The 2,427-nt window shown below is 70.1% G+C and carries 2 protein-coding genes; both read right to left on the bottom strand.

What is annotated here, in order from left to right; all coding sequences use genetic code 11:
* Positions 1-844: IS256 family transposase (locus tag BLW63_RS25900; protein ID WP_244522821.1), on the bottom strand; the 844-nt coding region annotated here is incomplete at its 3' end.
* A gap of 359 nt (positions 845-1,203) precedes the next feature.
* The gene (locus BLW63_RS25895) at positions 1,204-2,091 is read right to left on the bottom strand and encodes an alpha/beta fold hydrolase (RefSeq protein WP_091162513.1); all 888 of its coding nucleotides are present in this window, start codon (positions 2,089-2,091) and stop codon (positions 1,204-1,206) included.
* Positions 2,092-2,427 lie beyond the last annotated feature (336 nt).

Here is a 2,427-nt window from a genome sequence, read left to right as displayed (position 1 = left end):
CTCGTCGTCGACGCGCATAGCAGATCGTCGACCCCGGATCCGAGAAACGACAGCTTGATTCCTGACAGGCCCAGTGCACCCGGCAGCGCTGCCAGCCCGCGCCGGGCAGGGCGGCGCCGATCGCCTCGACCAGCCCGCGGTGGGCGTCGCTGGTGACCAGCTGCACGCCGGTGAGGCCGCGGGCGGTCAGATCGCGGAAGAACGCCAGCCAGCCGGCGCCGTCCTCGGCGCTGGTGACCTGCAGGCCCAGGATCTCTCGGTGACCGTCGGCGTTCACCCCGGTCGCCACGAGCGCGTGCACGTTGACCACCCGGCCGCCCTCACGCACCTTCAACACGAGGGCGTCGGCGGCGAGGAACGTGTACGGCCCGGCATCCAGCGGGCGGTGCCGGAACGCCGCGACCTGCTCATCCAGGTCTTTCGCCATCTCGCTGACCTGCGACTTGCTCAGCCGGGTGATGCCCAGGGACTCCACCAGCTTCTCCATCCGCCGGGTGCTCACCCCCAGCAGGTAGCAGGTCGCGACCACCGTGGTCAGCGCCCGCTCGGCCCGGCGGCGGCGCTCGAGCAGCCAGTCGGGGAAGTACGACCCCGACCGCAGCTTGGGGATCGCCACCTCTAGCGTGCCGGCGCGGGTGTCGAACTCCCGGGCCCGGTAGCCGTTGCGCACGTTGGTCCGCTCGGCCGAGCGGGTGCCGTACTCCGCGCCGCAGACCGCGTCGGCCTCGGCGCTCATCAGCGCGTTGATGAAGGTCGTGAGCATCTGGCGCAGCAAATCCGGACTGGCCTGGGCCAGCTGCTCGTGGAGGAAGTGGGCAGGGTCGATACTGCTCGGTGCGGTCATCGCGTCGAACTCCTGAAGGACTGTGGAAGGTCTCCAGAAGATCACGCGGTGGCCGCCTCGACGTTCAGGGCCCGCTACTCAGCGAGGCCGTCGCACACCACCCTGGTGGACGCCACTGACGCGACGGAAGGTCAACCGCCGGTGTCCCGAAGGGGATCCCCTGAGGACACTGGCCGCTGGCTGCCTCGGTTCTCGCGAACGTCGCCGTAGCGGGTTCCGGTTACGGACGGGCTTCGGACCGCTGGCGGCTCAACCGTGGCCGGTGACCCATAGCGGTCCATTCAAGGCCATGTGTTGACGAGGACTATCCCTCGGGCGGGCGTCCCGTCGGAGCGCGTTCGACCTCTGCTCGGGTGCGGTCAGGACCCCTCTCCAATGGGGGCTGGCGGGGGGAAGGCGAGGACGCGCTCGATCACCTGGTCCTCAGCATCCATGACCAGGGTGTGACCGGCCCCCGGAATCACCTCGACCCGCCAGCCCGGCACCGCGGCACGCAGCCGGTCGACGCCGACCGCTTGCAGCGGGCTGCGGCTACCGAAGAGCGCCTGCACCGGCACGCGGACGCCGGCCAGCTCCTGATCGGTGAACACCACCGTCTGGTTGTCTGGGCGCCGGTACCTCAGCGAGGCGCGCAACACCCGAAGGAGCTCATCCTCGGCCAGGGTGGCGTTGGGCAGCCGGCGGGCTGCCCACCGGCGCAGCGGAGCCGGTAGCAGCAGGGCCAGGCCGCTGAAGATTGTCCACAGCCAGAACCGCCACGGCAGTGTTCTCAGCCCGGCCGGCTCGACGAGGGTGATCGCCGCGACCCGGCCGGGGTGGCGCAACTCGTGCTCGACGGCGAGGTAGCCACCCCAGGACGCCCCCACCAGGTGCGCCCGCTGGGCGCCGATGCCAGCGAGCAGTTCCTCTACCCACCCGGCCGCGCCCTCACGGCTGTTCACCGGCCGGGTCTGAACCGAGTGGTCGGGCTCGCCGAACGGGTCCACTGCGATGACCGAACGGTCACCGAAGCGCCCCATCCACCGGTGCCAGGCCAGCGCGTTCCCACCGAGCATCGTCAGCAGGACATACGGATCCCTCCCGTTGGGGCCGGCCCGGTAGATGCGGACGGTGCCCGCGCTGGTCGCGATGTCCTCGGCCCGTATGGGTACAGGCCAGAGCCGTTGCAGGACGCTGTCGTACACCGCCAGGAACCGGGCGCGGGCGGCATCGCTGGAGAACCCAGGGATGCGCGGGAACCTGGCCATCCCATCATTCTCGCGGCGCCGAACCGCACCTGCTCGAATTGAAGTGGCCCACCGCCCTGTGCTGCGGCCCACCCTGGTGGCGCGCACCCGGGCTTGCGGTTGCTGCCGACGGCGCTGACTGTACCCAGAGCCGCCTTCACGGACAGTCGCGGACCTCGGTCCGCCATCGCCGGACGGGGATCCGCCAGCGGGACTAGCGGCAGACGGTCTTCTCGTAGCAGATGGTCGTGGGGTCGTCTTGGAAGTAGCCGTAGCACTCGATGCGTGACCACCCCGAACTGTCGTACAGCCGTAGTGCCTCAGGTTGTTGAGTGCCGGTCTCCAGGCGCAGCAGCT

This window comes from Geodermatophilus africanus (assembly GCF_900107105.1).
In the GTDB taxonomy this organism is placed as follows: Bacteria; Actinomycetota; Actinomycetes; order Mycobacteriales; family Geodermatophilaceae; genus Geodermatophilus; species Geodermatophilus africanus.
This window is presented reverse-complemented; position numbering and strand designations above follow the sequence as displayed.

What these genes read in the sequence shown, in the direction of transcription:
- BLW63_RS25895 (WP_091162513.1), bottom strand. Translation starts at nt 2,091, where the DNA reads ATGGCCAGGTTCCCGCGCATCCCTGGGTTCTCCAGCGATGCCGCCCGC.